General features: G+C 51.9%; 20 protein-coding genes and 1 tRNA gene. 17 read left to right on the forward strand and 4 right to left on the reverse strand.

Going from position 1 to position 22,816, the window contains the following annotated elements; genetic code table 11:
* The first annotated feature begins 78 nt into the window (after nucleotides 1-78).
* From BZG23_RS02910 to BZG23_RS02925, 4 genes are all read left to right on the forward strand, one after another.
* Nucleotides 79-1,734, forward strand: coding sequence for a SulP family inorganic anion transporter (locus BZG23_RS02910; protein ID WP_077606102.1), 1,656 nt, complete (start codon nucleotides 79-81; stop codon nucleotides 1,732-1,734).
* Between the two features lie 338 nt (nucleotides 1,735-2,072).
* The gene (locus BZG23_RS02915; RefSeq protein ID WP_077606103.1) at nucleotides 2,073-3,725 is read left to right on the forward strand and encodes a SulP family inorganic anion transporter; all 1,653 of its coding nucleotides are present in this window, start codon (nucleotides 2,073-2,075) and stop codon (nucleotides 3,723-3,725) included.
* Nucleotides 3,726-3,739: 14 nt separating this feature from the next.
* The gene (locus tag BZG23_RS02920; RefSeq protein ID WP_077606104.1) at nucleotides 3,740-4,663 is read left to right on the forward strand and encodes an ABC transporter ATP-binding protein; all 924 of its coding nucleotides are present in this window, start codon (nucleotides 3,740-3,742) and stop codon (nucleotides 4,661-4,663) included.
* Nucleotides 4,660-5,430, forward strand: a complete 771-nt coding sequence (locus BZG23_RS02925; protein WP_046074006.1) for an ABC transporter permease — start codon at nucleotides 4,660-4,662, stop codon at nucleotides 5,428-5,430. Before BZG23_RS02920 ends, BZG23_RS02925 begins: the two co-directional genes overlap by 4 nt.
* 113 nt (nucleotides 5,431-5,543) lie before the next feature.
* Here BZG23_RS02925 and mrcB read toward each other — a convergent pair whose 3' ends face one another.
* Nucleotides 5,544-7,883 (reverse strand): penicillin-binding protein 1B, encoded by a 2,340-nt coding sequence (gene mrcB, locus BZG23_RS02930; RefSeq protein ID WP_077606105.1) that lies wholly within the window; start codon nucleotides 7,881-7,883, stop codon nucleotides 5,544-5,546.
* A gap of 8 nt (nucleotides 7,884-7,891) precedes the next feature.
* The gene (gene hrpB, locus BZG23_RS02935; protein ID WP_077606106.1) at nucleotides 7,892-10,345 is read right to left on the reverse strand and encodes an ATP-dependent helicase HrpB; all 2,454 of its coding nucleotides are present in this window, start codon (nucleotides 10,343-10,345) and stop codon (nucleotides 7,892-7,894) included.
* Nucleotides 10,346-10,410: 65 nt separating this feature from the next.
* On the opposite strand from hrpB, the gene thpR reads away from it, so the two are divergent.
* The 8 genes from thpR to panC all read left to right on the forward strand — a co-directional run bounded on the left by thpR (nucleotide 10,411) and on the right by panC (nucleotide 17,040).
* Nucleotides 10,411-10,962 (forward strand): RNA 2',3'-cyclic phosphodiesterase, encoded by a 552-nt coding sequence (gene thpR / locus BZG23_RS02940; protein WP_077606107.1) that lies wholly within the window; start codon nucleotides 10,411-10,413, stop codon nucleotides 10,960-10,962.
* 19 nt (nucleotides 10,963-10,981) lie between these two features.
* Nucleotides 10,982-11,704, forward strand: coding sequence for a DNA/RNA nuclease SfsA (sfsA, locus tag BZG23_RS02945; protein WP_077606108.1), 723 nt, complete (start codon nucleotides 10,982-10,984; stop codon nucleotides 11,702-11,704).
* A 123-nt stretch (nucleotides 11,705-11,827) separates the two neighbouring features.
* Entirely contained in the window at nucleotides 11,828-12,277 is a 450-nt protein-coding gene (gene dksA, locus BZG23_RS02950; protein ID WP_046074011.1) for an RNA polymerase-binding protein DksA, read from the forward strand.
* A gap of 187 nt (nucleotides 12,278-12,464) precedes the next feature.
* The gene (gene gluQRS / locus BZG23_RS02955) at nucleotides 12,465-13,349 is read left to right on the forward strand and encodes a tRNA glutamyl-Q(34) synthetase GluQRS (protein ID WP_077606109.1); all 885 of its coding nucleotides are present in this window, start codon (nucleotides 12,465-12,467) and stop codon (nucleotides 13,347-13,349) included.
* A 103-nt stretch (nucleotides 13,350-13,452) separates the two neighbouring features.
* On the forward strand, nucleotides 13,453-14,817 hold the full coding sequence (gene pcnB / locus BZG23_RS02960) for a polynucleotide adenylyltransferase PcnB (RefSeq protein ID WP_046074209.1): 1,365 nt from the start codon (nucleotides 13,453-13,455) through the stop codon (nucleotides 14,815-14,817).
* Entirely contained in the window at nucleotides 14,814-15,305 is a 492-nt protein-coding gene (gene folK / locus BZG23_RS02965; RefSeq protein WP_077578745.1) for a 2-amino-4-hydroxy-6-hydroxymethyldihydropteridine diphosphokinase, read from the forward strand. The genes pcnB and folK overlap by 4 nt, the downstream gene beginning before the upstream one ends.
* Before the next feature lie 35 nt (nucleotides 15,306-15,340).
* The gene (panB, locus tag BZG23_RS02970; protein ID WP_046074014.1) at nucleotides 15,341-16,135 is read left to right on the forward strand and encodes a 3-methyl-2-oxobutanoate hydroxymethyltransferase; all 795 of its coding nucleotides are present in this window, start codon (nucleotides 15,341-15,343) and stop codon (nucleotides 16,133-16,135) included.
* 11 nt (nucleotides 16,136-16,146) lie between these two features.
* Complete coding sequence (gene panC, locus BZG23_RS02975) at nucleotides 16,147-17,040, forward strand: pantoate--beta-alanine ligase (RefSeq protein WP_046074015.1); 894 nt, start codon at nucleotides 16,147-16,149, stop codon at nucleotides 17,038-17,040.
* A gap of 11 nt (nucleotides 17,041-17,051) precedes the next feature.
* On the opposite strand, the gene BZG23_RS02980 is transcribed toward panC, so the two are convergent.
* Together BZG23_RS02980 and BZG23_RS02985 are read right to left on the reverse strand one after the other, a co-directional pair.
* Nucleotides 17,052-18,314, reverse strand: a complete 1,263-nt coding sequence (locus tag BZG23_RS02980; RefSeq protein WP_046074016.1) for an HD-GYP domain-containing protein — start codon at nucleotides 18,312-18,314, stop codon at nucleotides 17,052-17,054.
* Between the two features lie 309 nt (nucleotides 18,315-18,623).
* Nucleotides 18,624-18,699, reverse strand: a tRNA-Phe gene (locus BZG23_RS02985).
* Between the two features lie 364 nt (nucleotides 18,700-19,063).
* Here BZG23_RS02985 and BZG23_RS02990 point away from each other — a divergent pair.
* The 5 genes from BZG23_RS02990 to BZG23_RS03010 are packed head-to-tail and all read left to right on the forward strand — an operon-like array spanning nucleotide 19,064 to nucleotide 22,816.
* Complete coding sequence (locus tag BZG23_RS02990) at nucleotides 19,064-19,321, forward strand: STAS domain-containing protein (RefSeq protein ID WP_077606110.1); 258 nt, start codon at nucleotides 19,064-19,066, stop codon at nucleotides 19,319-19,321.
* A 22-nt stretch (nucleotides 19,322-19,343) separates the two neighbouring features.
* Nucleotides 19,344-19,703: a response regulator gene (locus tag BZG23_RS02995; RefSeq protein WP_046074018.1), complete on the forward strand. Its 360-nt coding sequence runs from the start codon at nucleotides 19,344-19,346 to the stop codon at nucleotides 19,701-19,703.
* Nucleotides 19,704-19,724: 21 nt separating this feature from the next.
* Entirely contained in the window at nucleotides 19,725-21,830 is a 2,106-nt protein-coding gene (locus BZG23_RS03000) for a chemotaxis protein CheA (RefSeq protein WP_077606111.1), read from the forward strand.
* 9 nt (nucleotides 21,831-21,839) lie between these two features.
* Nucleotides 21,840-22,337 carry a chemotaxis protein CheW gene (locus BZG23_RS03005; protein ID WP_077606112.1) on the forward strand — a complete coding sequence of 166 codons (498 nt, stop codon included), beginning with the start codon at nucleotides 21,840-21,842 and terminating at the stop codon, nucleotides 22,335-22,337.
* An 8-nt stretch (nucleotides 22,338-22,345) separates the two neighbouring features.
* On the forward strand, nucleotides 22,346-22,816 hold the full coding sequence (locus BZG23_RS03010; RefSeq protein WP_046074021.1) for a chemotaxis protein CheW: 471 nt from the start codon (nucleotides 22,346-22,348) through the stop codon (nucleotides 22,814-22,816).

The raw sequence follows: 22,816 nt of genomic DNA on the forward strand, positions 1-22,816 counted from the left end.
AAGCCACTGCTCGGATAGGTTAATCCAAGAAAATTCGTATACTGTCTCTTCCACCATCAATGCAGTAGAGGGTAGTGAGTGTTTGATAAAGGACGATTTGCGCAGCTGACATTAAAAGGGGATTTGTTTGGTGGGGTGACTACCGCGATCATCTCTTTACCATTGGCACTTGCATTTGGTGTGGCCTCTGGGGCTGGCGCGGAAGCGGGGTTATGGGGCGCGATTTTAGTCGGGCTGTTTGCCTCGCTATTTGGTGGTTCGTCTACACTGATCTCTGAACCGACCGGCCCGATGACAGTGATCATGACCACGGTGCTAACCGCGATGATGTCTCGCTACCCGGAAGGAGGCGTAGCGATGGCGTTCACTGTGGTGATGATGGCAGGCGCGTTCCAAATACTGATTGGTAGCTTAAGGCTGGGTAAATACGTCACCTTAATGCCATACAGCGTGGTGTCGGGGTTTATGTCGGGGATTGGGGTGATTTTGATTTTGCTCCAGCTGGCCCCCTTGCTGGGGCAAGCGGCCCCGACAGGCGGGGCGCTTGGCACACTCAAAGCATTGCCTGATTTAATCAGTCAAGCCGACATTAAAGAGGTATTTCTCGGTGTTTTGACGCTTGGCATCTTGTTTTATTTCCCTGCCAAGTATCGTCGTTTTATTCCCGCACAGCTTGTCGCACTCGTGAGTATCACCTTGGTCTCTATTTTGCTGTTTGATACCGACAGCATTCGCCGTATTGGGGAAATACCGACAGGCTTACCCTCGCTGGTGATCCCGCATATCACGACAGAACATTTTACCGCGATGGTAATTGATGCCCTCGTGCTGGGCACCTTAGGGTGTATTGATACCTTGTTAACCGCGGTGATTGCTGACTCACTGACTCGGCAAGAGCACAACTCCGATCGTGAGCTGCGTGGGCAGGGCATTGCCAATATGATTGCCGGGTTATTTGGTGCGCTCCCTGGCGCGGGGGCGACTATGGGCACCGTGGTGAATGTACAAGTAGGCGCGCGTTCTCCCTTATCGGGAATTTTGCGGGCGGCGATGTTAGCCGCTGTGGTATTGGTCGCCGGTGCGCTGACCGCGCCGATCCCGATGGCAGTATTGGCGGGCATCGCCTTGTACGTCGGTTTTAATATCCTCGATTGGAGCTTTCTGCATCGTGCCCACAAGATCAGCTTACAGCAGACGGGGATCATGTATGGCGTGATGGCGCTGACGGTGTTTGTCGACTTGATTGTTGCCGTCGGCCTAGGGGTATTCATTGCGAACTTGCTGGTCATTGAGCGTCTAAGCCGAGAGCAAGCCAAGCAAGTACGGGCCATCAGTGATGCCGAAGACGATGAAGTGCCGCTTGATGACGAAGAGCGTGCGCTGCTTGATGCGAGCAATGGCCAAGTGTTGTTTTTCTATCTCTCAGGGCCAATGATCTTTAGTGTCTCGAAAGCGATTGCACGCCAGCATGCGCACATCAACGAGTTCCGCGTGATGATCTTAGATTTAAGCGATGTGCCTATGTTAGACATGACGGTTGGCTTGGCGTTAGAGAACGCGATTAAAGATGCGCGCGAGGCCGATTGCACAGTATTTTTGCTGTGCCCGCATGATGAAACGCGCGAGCAATTGCAGCGTTTGCATATCGGTGACTGGGTCAGAGAAGCGCATATTTTTACCACACGCAAGCCAGCGCTCGAGGCGGCCAACCGCTTGGTAGAAGTGATGCCTTAGCACGCTGTTCAATTTATCTTACACACGCATACGCTGGTGCGCGTCAACGGGCTAGGTTGGCGCGTGCCAGTGTCGTTACGGATCCCGACAGGTGCTCGGTACTTTCAGTCTCAAAACTACGTCATACACGATCACTTAAATACAATGTATTTAGTGAATATTTGCCACATTTCTCATCATTTTATTCTTTTTGGTTGAAAACTAACCATGCGTTTCCCCTCCTGATTTGATCTTGTGCACATTCCTATATACTGGCGCGCGCACTGGGGGACCCCCGTGCCAGTGAGTAAAGCCGTCATGGCCGTGATACTGCATACGACTTGAAAGGATCAGCTGTTTTGAAATTCGAACGATTCAAGAACTGGACCCTGAAAGGGGACCTGTTTGGGGGCGTCACCACGGCGGTTATTTCTTTGCCCCTCTCGCTGGCGTTCGGGGTAGCGTCAGGTGCAGGCGCCGAAGCCGGAATGTGGGGGGCCATTTTGGTGGGGCTTTTTGCCGCGTTATTTGGTGGCTCTTCAACCCTTATCTCAGAGCCGACCGGCCCGATGACAGTGATCATGACCGCGGTACTCACCACCATGGTGTCACGTTACCCCGAAGGGGGCATGGCAATGGGCTTTACGGTGGTGATGATGGCGGGCTTATTCCAAGTGATTTTAGGGACCTTGAAGCTTGGAAAGTACGTTACTTTAATGCCATATAGCGTGATATCTGGGTTTATGTCCGGTATTGGCGTTATCTTGATCATTTTGCAGCTGCCGCCTTTGTTGGGACACGTGACCCCCGAAGGAGGCGTGCTGGGCACACTGAAGACGTTGCCTGAGCTGATTGCACACACTCAGCGCAGTGAGCTTTTATTGGGGCTGCTTACGCTTGGGATCCTCTTTTCTTTCCCACAAAAATATCGCCGTTATATGCCGGTACAACTCGTTGCCTTGGTGGTGGTGACTTTGCTGTCAATGTGGTGGTTTGATCTCGAGGCGATTCGTCGAATTGGTGTTATTCCAACTGGCTTGCCAACCTTGATGCTGCCACACATCGACAGTGAGGTGCTGACCACCATGGTGGTGGACGCGTTAGTGTTGGGGACCTTGGGCTGTATTGATACTTTGCTCTCTGCTGTGATTGCCGACTCGCTCACGCGTGAGGAGCACGACTCGGATAAAGAGTTGCGCGGTCAGGGGCTGGCCAATATGGTCGCGGGGTTATTTGGCGCTTTGCCGGGAGCGGGTGGCACCATGGGCACGGTCGTCAATGTACAAGTGGGCGGGCGCTCACCCTTTGCGGCCATTGTGCGCGCCCTCATTTTAGCGGCGGTGATCTTGGTCGCAGGCTTTTTGACTGAGCCCATCCCGATGGCGGTGCTGGCGGGTATCGCCATCTATGTGGGCTTCAATATCCTTGACCGCACCTTTATCCAACGTGCTCACAAAGTCAGCTTACATCAAACCGTGATCATGTATGGGGTGATGATATTAACCGTGCTGGTGGACTTAATCGTGGCAGTGGGTGTGGGCGTGTTTATTGCCAATATTATTGCCATCGAACACTTAAGCCGTGAGCAAGAAAAGCAGGTCAAAGCGATCAGTGATGCGGATGAAGATGACGTCCCCCTGAGCGAGATGGAAAGGGCTTTACTAGACAGCGCCAACGGAAAAGTGTTGTTTTTCTATCTCTCAGGCCCAATGATATTCAGTGTCTCGAAAGCGATTGCACGTCAGCACAGTAAAATCGAGGAATTCGATGTCATGATCTTAGACCTCAGTGACGTGCCCATGATTGATATGACCGTCGGCCTCGCGCTGGAAAATGCGATCAAAGATGCGGTTGACGCCAATTGCCAAGTTTTTCTGCTCTGCCCCCATCAAAAAACACGGGATCAGCTTGAGCGCTTGCATGTTAAAAATTGGCTCACTGACGATCATACTTTTGATAGCCGTTATGACGCACTCCGTGCTGCGCACCGAGTGACCGAGGTCATGCCTTAAAAGAACGGGAGCTTATGAAAGCCATCGACATCAAAGACCTGGTCAAAACCTATGGGACCAGTGTTAAGGCGCTAAAAGGGGTATCGCTCTCTGTGGAAGAGGGCGATTTTTATGCGCTATTGGGGCCAAATGGGGCGGGCAAATCCACCACCATTGGCATTTTGAGCTCACTGGTGAATAAAACCCAGGGGCAGGTGAGCATTTTTGGCTACGATCTCGATACCCAAAAAGTGGAAGCCAAAAAACAAATCGGGCTGGTGCCACAAGAGTTTAACTTTAACCAGTTTGAGAAAGTGGAGCAGATCGTGGTGAACCAAGCGGGTTACTATGGTGTGCCCCGCGACCAAGCCAAATTACGCGCGAAAAAATACCTCTCGCAGCTCGATTTATGGGATAAGCGCCACGAGCCTGCCCGTAATTTGTCGGGAGGCATGAAGCGTCGCTTAATGATCGCCCGTGCGCTGATGCATGAGCCTCGTCTGTTGATTTTGGACGAGCCAACCGCCGGTGTCGATATTGAGCTGCGTCGTTCAATGTGGGACTTTCTCTCCGAGATAAACCGGCAAGGGATCACCATTATTCTCACCACTCATTACCTTGAAGAAGCCGAAACCTTGTGTCGCAACATCGGTATCATCAATCGAGGCGAGCTGGTGGAAGATACCTCCATGAAGGCCTTGCTGGCGAAGCTGGACGCAGAGACGTTTATCCTTGATTTACAACCGGGGCATAAACTGAGCACCTTAGACGGTGTCAACTGGCAGAAAACCGATACCAATACCTTGGAAGTGGAAGTGAATAAGTCAGTCGGGTTGACCCCTGTCTTTGATCAGTTGTCGCAACAAGGGGTGCAGGTGCTGTCGATGCGCAATAAGGCAAACCGCCTTGAGGAGCTATTTGTCACCTTAATTCAGCAAAATGGGGAGGAGCGTGCATGAATGCTTTGTATTGGGTCGCCTTTCGAACTCTGATTCATAAAGAAGTGGCGCGCTTTACCCGTATCTGGGTGCAAACCTTGGTTCCGCCCGCGATTACCATGAGCCTCTATTTTATCATTTTCGGTAATCTGATTGGCTCGCGGATTGGCCAGATGGAAGGTTTCTCCTACATGGAGTATATCGTGCCGGGGCTTATCATGATGTCGGTGATCACCAACTCCTACTCGAATGTGGCCTCTTCATTTTTTAGTGCCAAGTTTCAGCATAATATTGAAGAGCTTTTGGTGGCGCCGATCCCCAATTACGTGATCATTGCCGGGTATATCGGTGGCGGGATGTGTCGGGGGTTAGCGGTCGGCGCCTTGGTGACCATGACCTCTTTGTTCTTCGTCGACTTGCAGATAGCGCATCCGTTGATCGTGATTACCACCGTGGTCTTTACTTCGGCGGTGTTCGCATTGGGTGGGCTTATCAACGCTATCTTCGCCAAAACGTTTGACGACATTAGCCTTATCCCCACCTTTGTGCTGACGCCCTTAACCTACTTAGGTGGGGTGTTTTATTCACTCTCACTGTTGCCCGATTTTTGGCAAGGGGTATCCAAGCTCAACCCGATTGTGTACATGGTGAACGCGTTCCGGTACGGCTTTCTTGGCGTGTCAGATGTCGGCATCATGACATCGTTTGGGGTACTGACGCTGTTTATTATCGGCTTGTATGCGCTGGCTTGGGGTTTGATTTCCAAAGGGACAGGCTTGCGTAGTTAACGACCTCACCGTATCTGTGATTCGGATTAATATTGGATAAAAAAGCCCCGGCGATGATGGCCGGGGCTTTTTATTACGAGCTTGAACGGTGATGCCTGATGGTGTGCTGACGGTTAATTAAATAAACCTTTCAGCCAGCCGACCGGGTCTGACTGACCACAGCGCTTGGCAAACTGCCCGTTAATATCCCAAACTGGCAGCGAGGCATCTCCGCGACAGCTCAGCTGGTATTGACTGCCTTTTTGCGTCACCGCGACCGTCGTGATGTGAGCCGGCCAAGATAACGTCAGCGCACTGGCGCCTCGACGACTGAGATAATCATCATAGACACGCAATGCGCCTGAGGCCCCGGTGAGCCCGGTCGATTGGTTATCGTCGCGGCCAAGCCACACCGTGGTGACTTCTTTATCATCAATACCCACAAACCAACTGTCTCGGTTATCGTCTGTGGTGCCGGTTTTGCCGGCCAGTGCCACGTTGCCATGATGACGTTTTAAATAACCGCCGGTGCCTTGTTGCACCACTTGTTTCATCGCATACAGCGTTAGCCAGCCGGCTTGCTGAGAGACAACACGCTCGGCTTTTGGCCAGTTTTGATAAAGGCTCTGTCCTTCTTTGGTGGTGACCGCGCGTAAGGCGGTTAATGGCGCACGTTGCCCACCACTGCCGAGCGTTTGGTAGATTTGGGTGACGTCGAAGGGACTCATGCTAAACGCGCCGAGGAGCAATGACGGTACCTGGGGGATATTATCGGTATTAGCACCCAGTTTGCCAAAGGTATTGATCACCTCATCTAACCCCAACTGCATGCCGAGATTCACCGTCGGGACGTTATAAGACTTGGCGAGAGCGGTGAGTAAGGACACACGGCCTCGATACTGGCGATCATAGTTGCGTGGTTGCCAGCTACTGCCTTGGCTACCCTCCAAGCGAATCGGTTTATCGTCAATCTTACTGGTGAGCTGGAAACGTTCGGGGTGGCTCAACGCGGTCAGATACACCGCTGGTTTTGAGAGCGAGCCGATAGGACGTTTGGCATTTAATGCGCGATTAAAGCCTGCAAAGCCTGGGCGCGCCCCACCAACCATGGCGCGTATTTCACCGCTGCGTCGGTCTGCGATGACGGCCGCCGCTTCAAGTTTGTTGCCAGCTCTATTTTTCAGCGCCTTAACTTTATCCACCACCGCGCCTTCAATGGCTTGCTGTGAGACAGGATCCAGTGTGGTAAATATACGTAGCCCTTCTCCTGCCGCGTAGTTATCGCCTACATGTTGGCGGATCTCCTCTTTAAGTTGATCAAAATAGGCGGGTTGGGGACGCGAAAGTGTTGGAGTGGCCTGAATATCGAGCGGACGACTGGCGGCAGCATCGTAATTGGCACTGGTGAGTAGATTTTGCTCGAGCATCAAGCGTAATACCAGATCACGTCGTGTTTTCGCGCGTTCAGGGTGGCGGAAGGGATTGTAATAAGATGGCCCTTTTACCATGCCAACCAGCAGCGCGAGTTGATCAATACGTAGCTCACTGATAGGGCGACCAAAATACAAGCGCGCGCCCAAAGGAAAGCCATGCACCGGCTCGCCGCGGTTTTGGCCAAGGTAGACCTCGTTAAGATAGGCCTCTAGGATTTTGTCTTTGCTGTAGCGAAAATCGAGGATCAAAGCCATGTAGGCTTCTTGCACCTTACGCCACAAGGTACGATCACGGGTGAGGAATAGGTTTTTAGCCAGCTGTTGGGTAAGCGTCGAGCCACCTTGCACGGTGCGTCCTGCGCGAATATTGGCGACCAAGGCACGCAAAATACCCGTAGGAGAGACGCCTTCGTGATGATAGAAGTCTCTGTCTTCCGTGGTAATCAAAGCTTCAACTAAAAATTCGGGAAAGCGCTCTCGTGGTAAGAATAAACGCTGCTCGCGAATTCCAGATTCCATCATGCCCAACAGCTTGGGCTCGATACGCAGTAATCCTAGCGGTTGTTGGCTGTTTACCTCGGTGATTTTACCCACTTGGCCGTCAGCAAAGCTCAACATCGCATGACGCGCCGGCGCGGGCCCATCCTCAAAATCAAATGGGCGACGAATGATCTCAAGCCGAGTGCTTGACGCCGAATACTCGCCAGGCCTTTTGGGCGTACGCACTTTCTGATAGTTGAGGGCGTCTAGCTGTTGGCGCAGCTGCAAAAGGGAAAAGTCGCTGCCAGGAGACAGGTTGATGACTCGGCCATAAACGACCCCAGGAAGCTGCCAAATCTGGCCGCTGAACCTGTCTTGGATTTTGCCATCCAGATAGATACCTAACATAACGACGGCCGCAATCCCGACGAGGCTGCACTTTAGCCCCAAGCCTAACAGGCGTTTCCCCCAACTTGGCTTAGTAGACGTCTTTTTGGGCTGGCGCTTGGGTGATGAACGTTTTTTGTTGCTCGGGCGTGAGCGTGTTTTTTTCTCTGCCATACAATAGCTTAACTCTGGTTAAAATGGCGCTTGGTTTTACGGGTTGGCGCATGGTTGGCCGGATCATCAGGCCAAAGGTGCTTAGGGTAGCGCCCTTTCATTTCTTTTTGCACCTCTTTGTAGCTGCCTTGCCAAAACCCCGCCAGATCTTGCGTGATTTGCAGTGGCCGTCCGGCGGGAGAGAGCAACTCCACTTGCACGGCCACCTGGCCGTTAGCCAGGGTGGGTGTATCCGCCTGTCCGTACATTTCCTGCATTTTTACCGCTAAGACGGGCGCGTTTTCCGGGTTATAGCGCAGCGGATAACGTGATCCGGTTGGGACAGTAATGTGTGTGGGCAACGCGGTGTTTAATTGCTGTGTTGCCGCAAAACCGAACCAGGCCTCCAGCACGGGCTTGAGATCCAGCTGCTGCAGGGCTTGCCAACGTGACATGCCATGGACAAAAGGCGCCAGCCAGGTATCGAGCGATGCCAATAAGTCGTCGTCGCTAAGTGGCGGTAGCATGATATCCAGTCCCCAGGCTTGTGCGCAGCGGGCGCGGGTGAGCAAGGATTGGCTGCCGCTTTGCCAGTTCAATGTATTAATGCCTTTTTGGCGCACGGCGTTTAATAACCCTTGCGCCTGTTGCTCAGCGCTGAGTGTATTAAGTGGCTCACGATAAAGCACTAATTCGCCGAGGCGTTGCTGTTTTTCTGCTTGTAATGTGCCGCGTTGGTCATCCCATTGTACGACCTCATGTTCACGTAATAAGTCGGGGCGCATTTGTTGTAGCGAGCGCAGTGAAAGCGCGATAGCACTGTAGGCGCGGCTGTCGTGTTGCTCGCCGGCCATCACATCACAAACCACGATTGCCTCGTTGTGACTGAGTGCGTCTTGGCTATCGAGTGTCACGCCGTGACCATTGGCCATCATAAAGCGCCCCGTTTTTCCCCGTCTCAATGCGATTCTATCTGGCCAGATGTTCGCGGCCAGCAGTGGCAATATGGCTTCATCGAGTGAGCGTTGTAACTTTATCCCAAGTGCCCGTGCCAGCGATTGAGCGCGGTCTTGATAGTCTTTGTGAGACATGACCGCCTGTAATTGGTCAATCAGTGCCAGTGATACACCTGAGGTCATCGGTTTGTCGGCCCATGCGGCGAGCCAGCAGGCGGTGGATAACACGGCGGTATCCGCCTTTTCAGCCCGAGCCAACATGGCGGCAGCGCGCGGGCTAGCAGCCAATTGGATGGCACGTTGCCCCAGCGCTGTGAGTCCTTGGCGCGTATCAATCAGCCCCAATTGTGTCAGTCTGGTACAGGCCGCTTGCCAATGCTTGGTGGGCGGCACGTCAAGCCAATGTAAATCTTTGACATCACAGCCCCACTGGATGACATTGAGGGCAAGATCGGTCAAGTCCTCTCGCAAGATCGGCGCGGTGGGAGTGGCAGGTAAGCGCTGAAATTGCTCTTCACTGTATAAGCGCAGGCATTGCCCTTCTTCGAGACGACCTGCTCGCCCCGCACGCTGGATGGCAGCGCTACGCGTTATTTGCCGCGTCACCAATTTATTGATACCGGTTTGGGCTTGGTGCAACACCAAGCGCTCAAGCCCAGCATCGATGACTAAACGAATCCCTTCGATGGTTAAACTGGTTTCAGCAATGTTGGTTGTGAGCACTAACTTACGTCTTCCAGGGGAGGGAGGCGCAATCGCGGCGTGTTGCGCCGAGACGTCAAGGCTGCCGTGGAGGCGGTGCAAATCCATGTCATCAGGTAGGCGCCCTTCTAGGGCGGCATAAACCTGTCTAATCGTGCCCATGCCGGGGAGAAAGAGTAGGGCCGACCCTGCGTGTTGAGCGATAAAATCAAGGCTGGCGCTCGCTACTGCGCTGGCCCATGGTGAATGCCGTGACAGTGGGTGATAGTGATAATGAATCGGGTAGCTGCGCCCTTCAGTTGTCAGGGTCAGGGCGTCGGGTAAATGTTGCGCCAAGGCGTGATTATCTAAGGTGGCAGACATGACCACTAGGCGCAGATCATCTCGCAAGCCGGCTTGGCAATCTAGGCTCAAGGCGAGCGCCAGATCGGCATGCAGGCTGCGTTCGTGAAACTCGTCGAACATGATCACACTCACGCCATCGAGCATGGGGTCGGTTTGCAGCAAACGTGTCAGCACTCCCTCAGTGACCACCTCAACACGCGTTTTAGCACTGACTTTTGTCTCACCACGCATGCGTAAACCTATGGTTTGGCCAATAGGCTCATCCAGGTGATGGGCGAGGAAGCGAGCAATGTTGCGAGCGGCGAGCCGACGGGGTTCCAGTAGCACGATTTTTCCCGGCAGTGATGCTTGCTCAAGTAGCGCGAGGGGCAAGCGCGTCGACTTACCCGCTCCTGGTGGTGCGGATAAGAGGATTTGTGGATAGGCCGCGAGCCCGTCTATCAGGTCAGGTATCACGGCATCAATCGGAAGCTGCGACAAGAATTTGCCCTTTGTGTCAGAATCAAAGTGACTATTTTAACGGACTGAGCGTAAAAGGAGAGCCCATGCGACTATTTTTCGCGCTAGGTTTGGAGGAGGACATTAACCAAACCGCCCGGGCGCAGCTGGTGGCGTATAAAAATCGCCTCAGTGGAGTAGGGCATGCGGTGCCCGATCAAAACTTACATCTTACCTTGGCGTTTTTGGGTGATGTGCCGGATGCATATATTCCTCGTCTACAAGCCACGGTGCAAGACCTTCAACTGCCCGCCTTTTCCATCACGGCCTCGACCGTTGAAGTATGGGCTCAGCCGAGGATTGTCTGTGCAACGTTAGCGTCTCCTCCGCAAGCCTTATTGGCGCTGGCTCATCATTTACAGACCGTACCCGTTTGGCCAGCGAAAGCGGACAGTCATGCGTTTACCCCGCATATTACCTTGCGTCGTGGTGTCAAAGATGACGATGCGCTGGACTTACCGACGCCTCCTGCCCAGACATTTGCGTGTCAACGATTTGGATTATATGCTTCGCCTTCCTCCTCGTCGGATGAATCGATACCTCGAGATAATGAGGGGCGGGCGTTATACCAATGCCTGCATCAATTCAGCCTTTGTTAATCATCAGCAGGAACGGCAGATGCAGTTTTCCCCACCACTAGCGTCGGCAACCTTAGTACGCCGCTATAAACGTTTTTTAACCGATGTGACCTTGGCTAATGGCGAGTCGCTGACCATGCATTGTGCCAATACGGGGGCGATGACCGGTTGTGCGACGCCAGGCGATACCGTTTGGTATTCCACCTCCGATAATACCAAGCGTAAATACCCTCACAGTTGGGAGCTTAATCATACCCAGCAGGGACACTGGATTTGTGTCAACACGGCGCGCGCCAACGCCTTAGCGGTTGAGGCGGTGCAGGCGAATCGTATTCCTGAACTAGTGGGGTATCGACAATTACAGACGGAAGTACGCTATGGCAGTGAAAACAGCCGCATAGACCTACTATTACGTGACGATGACAAAGCGGACTGCTATATAGAAGTAAAGAGTGTCACATTATTGGAGGAAGACGGCTGGGGCGCGTTTCCGGACGCCGTCTCGACGCGTGGGCAAAAGCACTTGCGTGAGCTGATGGCGATGGCAGAGCAAGGACATCGTGCGGTTTTATTGTTCGTTGTTTTGCACTCGGGGATTGAAAAAGTCACTGGCGCCCCYCATATCGACCCGGATTATAACCAGTTATTAAATCAGGCGTTGGCGTCAGGGGTAGARGTGATCTGCTATCAGGCTCAGATGTCGCCGAGTGAGCTAAATCTGGTTAATTCCGTACCTTTTGTTAGTCATACCGCAAAAGTGTAAGCATGTTCACATTGGGCGTTGCGCGGCGTAAATCAAAGATTGCCACCCTAAAGGCTTTCTGCTATAGATAGCGCCCTCATTTGACAGACACGGGTCATGTCAAGGTTTTTTAGGAGAAGCTGAATGCCAGAAAGCAAAGAAAAGAAATCGCTGGGCATCCTGGCCATTGCCGGATTAGAGCCATACCAGGAGAAACCTGGAGAGGAGTATATGGGAGAGGCTCAGCTTGAGCATTTCCGTAAAATCCTCAATGCGTGGCGTAATCAGCTCAGGGAAGAAGTCGACCGCACCATGAATCATATGAAAGATGAGGCGGCCAATTTCCCCGATCCTGTCGATCGTGCAGCACAGGAAGAGGAATTCAACCTAGAGCTGCGTAATCGCGATCGCGAGCGCAAGCTGATTAAGAAGATCGATAAGACATTGCAGCGTATCGAAGATGATGACTTCGGCTTTTGCGACTCGTGTGGTATCGAAATTGGGGTGCGCCGCTTAGAAGCTCGCCCAACAGCAGAGCTGTGTATTGATTGTAAAACACTGGCTGAGCTAAAAGAAAAGCAAATGGCTGGCTAACGCTGGCGCGTTATATTTGCACACATCGATGCCTAGCCGTGGTTAGCGGAGAGAAAATCAGACAGATAAAAGGGAGCCTCGGCTCCCTTTTTGTGTTTTAGGGTGCTTGTGTTAGCGCAAGATCCCCGTACAATTTGCGCTATTCACACTCGCTGCAGGCGTTGCACCTACTGTCTATGCGCTTATCATGACTTTGCAGACCGCTTATATTGGCCGTTTTGCTCCTTCCCCGTCGGGCCCGCTACACTTTGGCTCATTGGTGGCGGCACTTGGCTCGTATTTAGATGCGCGTGCACACCATGGGCAATGGCTGGTTCGGATTGAAGATATCGATCCGCCTCGGGAGCAGCCGGGCGCCGCGAGTGACATTTTGCGCACGCTAGAGGCGTTTGGTTTTGAGTGGGACGGAGAGGTGCGTTACCAAAGCCAGCACCTTTCTGATTATCAAGCACAAATAGAGGCTTGGCTTGCATCGGGACAGGCGTATTATTGCACCTGTACGCGTCGGCAGATTAAAGAGGCGGGCGGCGTCTACCCAGGTTGGTGTCGTGATAAAGGTAAAGGGGCGCAAGCGGCGGCGGTGAGACTAAAAAGTCCCGTTGAGGTGCTCGCTTTTCAGGACAGGTTGCATGGTACGCTTGGTCTTGATGCGCATCTTGCCAATGAAGACTTTATCATCAAACGACGCGATGGCTTGTATGCGTATAACCTTGCGGTGGTATTGGATGATATCGACCAAGGCGTGACCGATATCGTGCGTGGGGCGGATTTAATTATGCCGACAGGGCGCCATATCGCGTTGTACCAACAACTCGGCCAACCCGTGCCGCGTTATTTACACCTTCCTCTGGCTGTCAATGCAGAGGGACACAAGCTTTCTAAGCAAAACCGGGCTCCTGCCATTGATAATCAAGCGCCGCTTCCAGCTTTACGCGCAGCGATGACGTTTCTTGGTTTGCATGCAGTGGCTGAGCAAGAGGTGGCTAGTCCCACCCAATTATTGGACCTGGCGGTTAAGCGTTGGTCGTTGACACAGATACCGAGAAAAACGGAAGTGACGACAGCATTCTAAAATGGCCCACCCTGATATATTATATGCCGCTGTTTCATGGCCCGAACAATTAAATACGAGGTGAGCTATCTTTAATCGAGTGACCAGCTTTTGCCGTAAGGTTCTGAATCGTGATAGTAAAACACGCGCAATTGAGGATCTTAAGTTGGAAGTTATCCCCCGCAAAGCACATGGCATTTCGCGCAAAGGTATCAGCGAAAATGCGCTGAAAGTGCTTTATCGCCTGCACAAAGCGGGCTTTGAAGCGTACCTCGTTGGTGGCGGTGTGCGAGATTTATTGTTGGGGCGTGAACCCAAAGACTTCGATATTGCGACCGACGCAACGCCAGATGAGGTCAAAAAGCTGTTTCGTAACTGCCGGCTCATTGGGCGGCGTTTTCGTCTTGCCCATATCTTATTTGGCCGCGATGTGATTGAGGTCGCCACGTTCCGAGGCCACCACGGTAAAGGCGAAAAAGATAAGCAAACCGCTCGCTCGGAAGATGGGATGCTATTGCGTGACAATGTATATGGCACCATCGATGAAGACGCGCAGCGCCGTGACTTTACGGTGAACGGGCTGTATTACAATATCGCCGACTTTTCTATTCGGGATTATGCGGGGGGGCTTGATGATCTCAATAACCGCGTTATCCGCCTGATCGGTGATCCTGAAACGCGTTACCGTGAAGATCCGGTACGGATGCTACGCGCCGTGCGCTTTGCGGTTAAGCTTGATATGACGATTAATAGCGCGACAGCGGCGCCGATTGTCGAGCTTGCGCCGTTATTGCAAGACATCCCGGCCGCGCGAATGTTTGAAGAAAGCTTGAAGCTATTGCAGTCCGGTCAAGGGTTCGCGACGTACCAAATGTTGCGCGAGTATAACTTATTTCAGCAGCTTTTCCCTGCCGTGGCCGCGCACTTTACCGAAGCGCAATCTAGCCAAACGGAACAGATGTTAGAGCAGGTATTACGCTCAACCGATAAGCGGGTAGTTAACGAACAGCGCATTAATCCGGCTTTCTTATTTGCTGCCATGCTGTGGTATCCCTTGGTGACACGGGCGGAAGAAATGGCATTTGAGAGTGGTTTGAGCTACTACGATGCTTTCATGGTGGCCGCCAGTGACATTGTGGATGAGCAAGTTAAGACCATCGCCATTCCGCGGCGCTTCACCGCCATGATACGTGAAGTGTGGCAATTGCAAATGCGTATGACTCGTCGCACTGGTGCGCGTGCGTTTAAAACACTGGACGAGAAAAAATTCCGCGCGGCATTTGATTTGCTCGAGATGCGCGGTGCGGTCGAAGGTGAAGAGACCGAAGCGCTGTGTGCGTGGTGGCGAGACTTTCAGCGTGCAGATCAAAGTGGCCGCCAAAAAATGGTGCGTGCGATCAATAAAGTTCATAATACGCGTAAACCCAAGTCTCGTCGGCGTAAGGGACCGCCACGTCGGCGTAAACCGCAGTCAAATTCAGACGCATGAATCGGGTATATATCGCCATTGGCAGCAATCTCGGTGAGCCTGTAGAAAAAGCCAAACAGGCGATTGCTGCGTTAAAGACACTGCCGCAGAGTCGTTTTGTGGCAGTATCAGCCCTTTATACCAGCAAACCCATGGGGCCGACCGATCAGCCCGATTATGTTAATGCCGTCGCGGCGCTGGACACTCAGCTTGACCCTCTGACACTATTGGATGCAACACAAGCCATTGAGCTTGATTATGGCAGGGAACGCAAAGCAGAGCGTTGGGGACCGAGAACGTTGGACCTCGATATTCTACTCTATGGCAATCGCGTCATCGACGAGCCGCGACTGACGGTGCCACATTACGGCATGAAAGTGCGTGAGTTCGTGCTTTATCCACTTGCCGACATCGCCCCCGACTTGTGCCTGCCTGATGGCAGCACCCTCGCCGCGTGCCTGACGCGCGTTGATCGCAATGGTTTAACCCGTATTAGCGATCACGCTTAATCGGTGGGCCCCAGTTTCAGGCTTTGGGAGACACAATGAAAAAAATCACAATTACCGATCTGATCACTTGGAAGCAGCAAGGGCAGAAGTTTGCGTCCTTGACTGCCTATGATGCGAGCTTTGCTCAATTATTTGAGCAGCAGGACGTGCCTGTTTTATTAGTTGGCGATTCGTTAGGCATGGTGTTGCAAGGAAAAAGCGATACCTTGTCAGTCTCTGTTGACGAGCTGGCGTATCACACCCGTTGCGTGCGAGCGGGCAGTCCTAACAGCTTGCTGATGGCCGATATGCCATTTATGAGCTGTGCCACCCCTGAGCAAGCCTGTACTAATGCTGCAGCGTTGATCAAAGCGGGCGCCAATATGGTCAAAATTGAGGGCGGATCATGGCTGGTTGATACGGTGAAAATGCTGACTGAGCGCGCCGTGCCGGTTTGTGCGCACTTGGGCCTCACCCCGCAATCGGTGAATATCTTTGGTGGCTTTAAAGTACAAGGCCGTGAGGAAGAGAAAGCCGAGCAAATGGTGGCCGATGCGGTCGCGCTAGAGAAGGCCGGTGCACAGATTATCCTACTTGAATGCGTGCCCGCCTCACTGGCTAAACGTATTAGCGAGACGGTGTCGGTGCCAGTGATTGGCATTGGTGCCGGCGGTGATACCGATGGTCAAATTTTGGTCATGCATGATATGCTCGGCGTATCGGCAAACTATATGCCCAAGTTCTCGAAAAACTACTTGGCAGAGGCCGGTGATGCGCGCGCTGCGGTGGCTAAGTATGTGCAGGAAGTGGCGAGTGGCGAATTTCCCGGTTCCGCCCACACGTTTAAATAGAGAGACCGAGTATGCAGGTAATTTCTGAGGTGGCGCCACTGCGCGATCAAATCAGCCAGTGGCAAAAAGCGGATAAGCGCATCGCCTTTGTGCCGACCATGGGGAATCTCCACCAAGGGCATTTAACCTTGGTGCGCAAAGCTCGCGAGCGAGGCGATGCTGTCGTGGTTAGCATTTTTGTTAACCCGATGCAGTTTGATCGCGCGGACGATTTAGCCAACTACCCGCGTACATTGGATGATGATCTGGCCAAGTTGCGTGAGGAGGGCGTGGATCTGGTGTTTACACCAACGGCCGACACGCTATATCCACACGGACTCGATGCACACACCACGGTCGAGGTGCCAAGGCTCTCAACCATGTTAGAAGGGGCATCGCGCCCCGGTCATTTTCGTGGTGTTGCCACCGTGGTGAGCAAGCTCTTTAATTTGGTGCAGCCTGCGGTGGCCTGTTTTGGCGAAAAAGACTTTCAGCAATTGGCGGTGATCCGCAAATTGGTGGCAGATATGGCCATGCAGATTGAGATTATTGGTGTACCCACCGTGCGTGAAAGCGATGGGTTGGCGATGAGCTCTCGTAATAACAACCTAACCGTCGATGAGCGCCAACGTGCACCAGTATTGGCAAAAACCATGCGCTGGATGAGTGCACAAATGCGCAATGGGCGTCGTGATCTCGACGATCTGATTGAAGATGCTCATGATCAATTGCGCGCGGCGGGATTACAGCCTGACGAATTTTATATTCGTGACGCCACCTCTCTTGCGTACGTGAACGAAGACAGCCGACAAGCCGTGATTTTGGTCGCCGCTTATCTTGGTAATACACGCCTTATTGATAACCTGACAGTGGAATTGCATCGAGCCGTCGATAAAGCGGACAAAGCTGATCCCAGTGGCGACTAATGCGTCGTTGCTTAGCCGTCAGCGTCCATAAAATAGGCAATTCGAGTGCGTGGCTTCAGGTACTCTTTCACCACTTCTGGCAATTTGGAGATAGGCACGGCCGTGTCTATCTCTAGCTCACTGTCGCGCATGTCAATGATGGTGGCTTGATCGGAAGGAATATCCGGATCATAAATCATCACATTGGGTTTAAGCAGGGCAGAGCTGTTCACCGAAATAATAATGCCGACATCGTCATTCGACAATTTCACCACCGTCCCCGGTGGATAGACGCCCATCATCTTGACAAATAATGCCAACAAACGTGGGTTGAACTTGGCTTTGTTGTCTTTAAAAAGATGAGACAAGGCAGCAAAAGGCATCCTTGCTGGTGCGCCAAACTGAGGGCGACATAAGCGGTCAAAAAAGTTCACCATACTGACAATTTGTGCCGCTTCGTCAATGTCATCGCCTAATAGGCCTTTGGGGAAACCACTGCCGTTAGCAAACTCGTGGTGCTGGGCAATGATGGTTTCGACTTCAGGGGTACACTCTTTCATTTCTGCTACCAGCTCCGCCCCATAATTAACATGTTGACGGTAGTAATTCATTTCCGGCTCCGTCAGTCGCTCCTTTTTTCGCACGATGGCCGACGGCACCTTCTTTGTACCGATATCATGCAGCACCGCGCCGGTGATCAATGCGCGAAGCTGATCATTGTCGTACCCGTTACTACGTGCCAACATCAGCGCGAGGACGGCCACATTCAGTGAGTGCGCATACATGTCTTCTGCCAGGCTAGGATCGTCCATTAGATGCAGGGTGACATTCGACTCGCTACCAAAGACCATCATGCTATCGACGAGCATGCGGACATCCTCGTTAGCCGCTTGTGGACGGTTGGCCGCCTTCATATTGATGGCCCGTAGCTGTGCCATCGAACGTTGATAATGCTTCTGCACTTTTTGAATGCGCGCACGAAAGCGGCGTTGTTCCTCTATACGCAGTTGTTTCTCCTGCTCCATCGCCGCTTTTTCTCGGCTGACCGCATGTGGATCGACTTCATCCGGGTTTTCTTTTTTTTCTGCCAGTGCGGGTAAAGGCGCCGCCGTACTTTTATCCGGGTAATAGTAGACAAAGCTTATCGGGAGCGAGCGTATCACCTTCGCTTGTGCCTCACTTTCTATTTGAAAACGATTAAGCATAAACGGATGATCGCGCCATTTTAGCGGGAGTTTGATGTAAAGACCGGCTTGAAGTCGCTCTGTTGAGAGCTTGATGCTATTGGCTGACATGCGTTAATGACACTCGATCCATGAGGTAAAAGACAAGAATAAAACCCCAACAGATTACCATAAATAGGCGATGTTGAGTAAAAAGCCTAATCGCTATCGCACTGAGCGGAAGCCGACTTAAAGGGTAGCAAAAAGTGCCAGAGGGGGGATGCATTTGCTGTCGTGGCATAAAAAAATCCCCACTCGTGTGAGCAGGGATTTTCGTAAACATGGTGCCCGGAGGCGGAATAGATCGCGGCCTGCAAGGTCACCGACACGGTGTCGGCATAAAAAAATCCCCACTCATGTGAGCAGGGGTTTTCGTAAACATGGTGCCCGGAGGCGGAATCGAACCACCGACACGGGGATTTTCAATCCCCTGCTCTACCGACTGAGCTATCCGGGCCAGGGCGACTATTAAATAGCATTAACCGGCTCGTGTCAAAGCATATTTAACTGCTTCATTTCATTGGAATAAGTATTATTCCCACGTTGTTTAACCGTTACTTTTTGTGATCTCACTCATTCTTTTGAATGAATAGAAAGGAATGCAAAGGTGTTGATTTAATTATGTTTTACAAATGAACTTTATATAAAGTTCTGTTTCATATACATAATTTTAGCTTTTCTTTTTGGTCGAAAAAACTACCTGTCGATAATCCATCTTTAAAAGTAAGGACTAAAACCAGTTGTTCTATTGAATGTTGCTACACTTATTCAACAAGTAAATGAGATGCCTTGTTTTGACAACAGATTAGGGCGGTTCTGCCATGGTAATAGAACTTGGAGAGTCTCTCGATATTTCCCAAGTACAGCAGGTAAAAGCGGAATGGGAGGCGAGAAAGACGGACAGTCCGTCATGCGTGATAGATGCCAGCCAATTGGGCAGGGTCGATGGTGCAGGCCTGCAATTACTGCTGGGGCTGGTACTTTCGTGTGATGACATTCAGTGGCAAAACGTACCGGATTGCCTACACATATCGGCGCAACATGCCGGCATGACGACTTTATTAAAGCTAAATACTTGATACACGGAGTGGGAGTAAAAGGATGGCAAATATACTAGCAGCGGATGATTCGGTGTCTATTCGGCAAATGGTGAGCCACACGCTAAAAGAGGCGGGTTATCAGGTTGAAACAGCTAATGATGGTGCAGATGCACTGCGAAAAGCAAAGTCTAAAAAGTTTGACCTCATCATTTCCGACGTCAACATGCCGGTGATGGATGGTTTTGAGTTTGTTAAACAAGTGCGAGGCGTACAGCAGTACAAATTTACCCCGATATTGATGCTCACTACCGAAGCGTCCGCTGAGAAAAAGTCGGCGGGTAAAGCGGCGGGAGCGACAGGATGGATTGTTAAACCATTCAACCCAGACACCTTACTGAAAACACTCAAACGCGTGCTGTAAGGCGCATCAACGGAGGGTAATATGGCCATGGATATGGACCAGTTGCGACGCATCTTTTATGAAGAATGTCGTGAAAACCTCGAAGTGCTGGAAAGAGAGCTCTTGGCGCTTGACCCGGGGGCGACAGATCTTGAATCCATAAATACCATTTTCCGTGCTGCGCACTCGATTAAAGGGGGGGCTGCCACCTTTAATCTTGACGATATTAGTCACTTCACACATGTGATGGAAACCTTGCTTGACGAGGCTCGGGAAGGAAAGCGACAGCTCGACAGCCACACGATCGATGTATTACTGCGTGGTGGTGATTGTATCCTCGCGATGCTTGAAGCTTACGAAAATGAGGTTGAGTACGACAAAAGCGAGCGAGATGCCGTCACTGCTGCGCTTAACGCAATTATGGATAGTGATAGTGCTGCGTCAACAGCCTCTGAGCCAACAGAAGCAGACACAGAAGATCTCGGACAGCAAGCGTCGGCGGCAACGGGACATGAAGAATGGTCGATTACCTTTGTGCCGCACCCAGACATGCTTTTTTCTGGCAATGATCCTGTACGTATATTGCGTGAGCTTCATGCACTACCCGGGGGCGCAGAGGTAACGTGCGATCAGACGCACTTGCCTACCTTCGAACAATTGGACCCTGAGCAGCTTTACTTGCGTTGGCACATTCGTGTTGATGGTCATGTCCCAGAAGAAGAAATTGCCGCGATTTTTGAGTGGGTGGAAGATGAATGCGACCTCACTATTAGCCCCATCGGCGCTGAGAATGAGAGCGATGCGGATACTGAACCCGTTGAGGTAGAGCAGCATCCCGTATCATCACAGCCGCAAGGCAACGTCTCCGCGCCCGCTTCCTCTCCCGACGCTAAACCGGCAGCGAAAAAAGCCAATAAGCCACCGGCGAAAAGCGAAGCCAGTGTGTCCTCCATTCGCGTTGAAATCGACAAAGTCGATAACTTGATTAACCTTGTAGGTGAATTAGTCATCACTCAGTCGATGCTGGCAGAGTTAAGCAGCGACTTTTCACCTGAGCGGCTTGAGCAACTGCAATCTGGCCTTGAGCAACTGATGCTCAATACCAAAGAGTTGCAAGAAAGCGTGCTCGATATCCGCATGTTGCCGATCAGTTTTGCCTTTAACCGTTTCCCTCGTTTGATTCGAGACTTGTCCTCGCAGTTGGGAAAGCGGGTGGAGTTAGTCATTGAAGGCGAGAGCACCGAGCTAGATAAAACCGTGCTCGAGCGAATTGCTGATCCGCTGGTGCATTTGGTGCGCAACGCGGTGGATCATGGTTTAGAAACCCCAGAAATCCGCGCGGAAAAAGGCAAGCCTGAAACAGGGAAAGTGCATCTGAATGCTTACCATCAGGGCGGCTCGATAGTGATTGARGTCAGTGACGATGGCGCTGGATTACACAAAGAAAGGATCTGGCGTAAAGCGCTGGATAAGGGGCTGATTTCAGACGATCTCCCGCTCAGTGAACTGACGGACACGCATGTTTTTAACCTCTTGTTTGCCCCTGGTTTCTCCACAGCCGAACAAGTCTCTGATGTCTCCGGGCGTGGCGTGGGCATGGACGTGGTGCGCCGAAACATTGAACAGCTGGGCGGCAACATTGATGTGCACTCGGCGCCAGAGCAAGGCAGCACTTTCAAAATTAGCTTGCCGTTAACCCTGGCTATCTTAGACGGTCAGCTGGTGAAAGTAGAAGGCCAAGTGTATGTGGTGCCACTGATTTCTATCATTGAATCGCTTCAGATTGATAGCCGCCAAATTAAAACCGCCTCTGGTGTTCAGCTTTACCGGTTGCGAGAAGAAAACATTCCCATTCTGCGTTTAAAAGAAGAGTTTGAGCTCGGCAGCAGTGGCGACGATCTTGATAAACAGCTGCTTTGTTTGGTCGAAGCCGGAGATAAAAAGGTCGGCCTGCTACTTGATGAGCTGCTTGGGCAGCAGCAAGTGGTGATCAAAAGCTTGGAGTCCAACTATGCCCGCGTGCCTGGTATCTCAGGCGCGACCATCTTGGGGGATGGTTCTGTCTCTCTCATTTTAGATATTCAAGGCTTAATTACGCAATTTTTAGCGCGGGTTAGCGACGCCAGCGGTCATATCGCAGCAGCCTAGGGAGGGAATATGCAGACGGTAATGGAATCAGACAATGCGCTGGATATTGATGACCGTGTTGAGCAACTGCAAGGCAGTGACTATCTGAGCTTCGAGCTCGATGGTGAGTTGTATGGCGTGGATATCCAAACGGTAGAGGAGATTCGGGTGTGGGAGTCACCGACACTGATCCCGCGCTCGCCCGCCTTTATCTTGGGCGTGATCAACCTACGCGGAATGATAGTGCCCGTGATGGATTTACGTATTCGCTTTCAGGCCAAACAGGTCGATTATCACCGAGAAACCGTGGTGCTGATTTTGCGCGCCAGTGAGGTAGCCAATAACAAGGTGATGGGCGTAGTAGTCGATGCCGTTTCCGATGTGGTTGACCAAGGGGAGGGACAGATTATGCCTCCGTTTGGTGATTCTCAGGTGATTGCTTATGTCAGTGGCCTGCTCAATGTCGGCGAGCGGGTGATGTCGTTGGTGAATGTGGATGAGTTGTTGCGTATCGAGCGATGGATATAGGTGAGGATATGGCGCAATCGCGAGAATACTTAAGTTTCTTACTCGAGGATGAAGAATACGGCGTCCATATTCTCGATGTGAAAGAAGTCAGAGGATGGTCGGAAGTCCGTCGAATCCCCAACACGCTGCCGCATATGCTGGGAGTGTTGGAGCTTCGGGGCGAATACATCCCCATTATGGATATCCGCCAGTGCTTTGGTATGACGCCAGCGACGCTCACCGCTATGAGCGTCATCATTATTGTTCGCAACCAACAAGGGGTGTCGCTCGGTATCGTGGTGGATGCGGTGGCTGAAGTGCACAACTTGGAAAAAGAGCAAATTAAAGCCCCTCCTGGACTGCATCAACACGATGAGTGGTACATGGAAGGCATTGCGTCAGTGAATGACAGGCACCTGGTGTTGATTAACTTGGAACAGTTGTTCGACTTTGATCAGTTACAACAAAGCGCACAACCGGAAAGCGCAAACGAGGACTAG

This window comes from Salinivibrio sp. ML290, from assembly GCF_001995695.1.
In the GTDB taxonomy this organism is placed as follows: Bacteria; Pseudomonadota; Gammaproteobacteria; order Enterobacterales; family Vibrionaceae; genus Salinivibrio; species Salinivibrio siamensis.